This is a genomic window from uncultured Lutibacter sp., assembly GCF_937891065.1.
GTDB lineage: Bacteria > Bacteroidota > Bacteroidia > Flavobacteriales > Flavobacteriaceae > Lutibacter.
Map to the genome: position 1 here is coordinate 1 of NZ_CALAEQ010000253.1, position 3,222 is coordinate 3,222.

Below are 3,222 nucleotides of genomic sequence, written 5' to 3' on the forward strand. Positions count from 1 at the left end.
TGTAAGTCAATCAATAACAAGATTGTAACATCGCGCAGCGTGTTACCCTCTTGCTTTCCCACATTAGTTTACATTAATAGTTTTCATAGAAACTTTTTATTAGACTAGATAACTATTAATATTAACCATTTTTTCTTCAGGGAAAACTCTCTAATATTGGATTATTTAAACTAATTAAAAAAAATACTTTTTAAGGTATAAAAAGAGATCTTAAATTTGTAAACTTTGAGCTTTTGAATTATTAAAATTGACTCAAACAAGCTCCCTTCGGATTATGAGCTCAAAGGTCTCTTTTTTTGAAACCATTTTACTGGGCTACCGCTGTGCTAATTTTTAAAATTGTATGCAAAAACGTATGAAGTTTTAGCTTTGGATTATTAAATATTTTCTCAAATATATTAAAATGACATGTAAATAAAGGTCATTGTTATCCAAAATCTATAATTCTTCAAGCAGTATACTTCAAACCCCAATTTACACTAAGTTATAGTGGTATTAAAGAAATAATGAAGATGAAAGGAGTTTAAGTTGACCATGCCACAATTCAACGTTAGGTTTATAAGTTTAGCCCATTTATTGAGTATCAATTAAAGAAGCGAAAATTAAAAGTAGGAACGAGTTGGGAAATGAATGAAACTTAAATCAAAGTAAAAAGTAAATGGTGTTATTTATATAGAGTAGTTGATAAGCAAGGTAGTACAGTTGATTTTCTATTAACCAAATGAGTACAAAGAATGAGTACTAAATCTTTTTGCTTCATTGGTAGCATAATTTGATTAATTAATCATGTATGAATTTTACCGATTTTATGGTGTTATCTGTGTAAACTTTCATAATATATATACCCTTTGATAAGGATCTTAATTCCAGATTTACATCAAAAGAATTAAATGTATCATCAATTAACTCTTGCCCTATTAAATTAAATATTTTCACTTGTTTAATCTGTTCTCGAGCTGTAATGTTTAAGAAGTCTTTAGCTGGATTTGGATACATTTTAAACCCTTTTATAATATTGTCTTCTATACTTAATGAAATATCTGTTGCAGCAGTCCATCTACTAAAACCGTCAATTCCGTTAAGTAAAATGCTATTATTACCTGTATCTAATATCCCTCCAACATTAGACCAGCTAGTTCCACCATCAATAGATTTAAAGATGTTTAGATTGGCTTCAGTTAAACCATTAAGTTCGCTATCATCATAATTAAAAATAAAGTTCGCGTTTAAACCTGTGTTTGTGGTAGGTGTTATATCAAAATAGCGTTGAATACTACTATTAGCATTACCTGTTTGAATTGTATGCCCACGTGTTATTATGGTGCTCCCCATATTAGAAGCTGTTGTGATTGTAGCTCCAAGTCCACCCACGTTTTCGGCTGTAATGTTTAATAAATTTCTTGTTGTAGTAATTGTGCCTATAGTTCCGCTAATTAATCCATTATCTTCATATAATGTCGCAGTACTTCCTAAGGTAATAGTTTGTCCATTTAAATCCAAATTATCATTTATAAACAGACTTTCATTTACGGTAAAGCCAGAGTTTAAAGTTAATCCTGCGCCGCTACCTATAAAAAGATTATTTGCTGTAGGTGTGCCAGATAAGACAGGAGATAATCCGCTATAATTGTATATCCCAATATTATCTGTTGAAACCGGGATTCCATTACTCCAGTTTTCATTTGTTGACCAATCTGAAGAATTTGTATTTAGCCAGGTGTTAAAAGCTGAAGAGGATTCCTGCTCATCATTATCAAAGTTTCCAGGAATACCATCATTTCCATTTTCTGAATAATCTACTATTGTATTGTCATCATCAAGGTTATAATACCCAACCAGGTTGGTTTCGTTTCCAATTAAGGTTCTACACATATTTTCACGAATTTCTGATTCAGTTCGAACATCGCTCCAAATGCGTACTTCATCAATTATACCGTTTGACCAGCTTCTTGTGGAATTCTGTGAAGAACCAATAGAAGAATTTCCAACTGCTGCAATAGGGTCTGTTTGACCACTATCTGAATATACATTCTCACCATCCAGATATACAGTAGGGTCACCATTGGCATCTATTGTTAATACCACGTGATGCCATTCTGTTCCTAAATAAACTCCTGTTAGTATCCATCTTTTTATGTCATATAATATTATGAGTTGATTTCCTTTATTACCCCACTCAGTATTTCCCATTCCTATTCCATAGCCTGTATTATGATTTCCAATATGAATAAAGCCTCCACCTTCACTAGAGGTAATCGGTTTTACCCAACATTCAAAAGTAACAGATGCGGTTCCCAAACCAAAAATGGAAGGTATAGATACATAATCATCGAAATTAAAATGCAAGGCATTTTTAGGCCCAAAAAAGGCAGCAGAAGTTGCCCATTCAGTACCTGCCATATTGGTTAATGTTCCTGTATTAGAATTTGTGCTGTTATCTGCAAGTGATGTTCCTGAAGTGGCATTTGAATTGTAATAAGCCTCTAAACCGGTTTCAGTACCAACTAACTCCTGATACATATTGCCACGTATCTCAGTTTGAGTACGTACGTTATTCCAAACACGAACTTCGTCTATTTTTCCATTAAAAAAATATTGTGCTATGCCTTCTGTATTTCCTGCACCAATACGTAAAGGGTTAACTGTAGAAGGTGTGTAAGTAGAACCTCCATCATAAGTTCCTGTAGCTTTAAGAATACCATTTATATAAATTTGTTTTGTGCTAACAGTCCCGACTCTGATAAACGTACAAGCGACATGAGTCCATTCGGTTGTAACAGTATAACCAGAATTAAGTTGATCATAACCGGTTGTCCCATTTCCTGTCCAAAACGCTAAAGAATTATCTGCCAACACATAAATCATGTATCCTCCAGTATAAACCCCCGCGCCCATTCTTGAGGTCATAATTGATTGGTCAGTTCCAAGTACATCAACTTTAAACCAAGCTTCAATGGTAAAACTGGCAGGATTAATAGCTAAATTATAGGGAACTTCAACATAATCTTCAGTACCATCAAAATCGAGTGCATTATTTTGTGCGTTAGTAAATAAAGGAATTAATAATAAAGCTAAGGTTAGTTTGAGTAGTAATCTTTTCATAACTACAAATATTTGATAATTAACAATGGGAATAAGAATTAAATGTATTGTAACCAATTGATTTTAACTATGATATTTGTCATATTAAACTAATAAAACGTAAAAAAAGAAACACAAAAT

Annotated in this window: 2 protein-coding genes; one reads left to right on the plus strand and one right to left on the minus strand. The window is 32.6% G+C overall.

Going from position 1 to position 3,222, the window contains the following annotated elements:
* Positions 1–641: 641 nt before the first annotated feature.
* A complete protein-coding gene (locus tag Q0352_RS14800) occupies positions 642–725 on the plus strand; it encodes a DDE-type integrase/transposase/recombinase (RefSeq protein ID WP_367274654.1) in 84 nt (27 codons plus the stop codon).
* Between the two features lie 55 nt (positions 726–780).
* Here the strand turns inward: Q0352_RS14800 and Q0352_RS13580 are convergent, their stop codons facing one another.
* Positions 781–3,102 carry a LamG-like jellyroll fold domain-containing protein gene (locus Q0352_RS13580; protein ID WP_299528385.1) on the minus strand — a complete coding sequence of 774 codons (2,322 nt, stop codon included), beginning with the start codon at positions 3,100–3,102 and terminating at the stop codon, positions 781–783.
* Positions 3,103–3,222 lie beyond the last annotated feature (120 nt).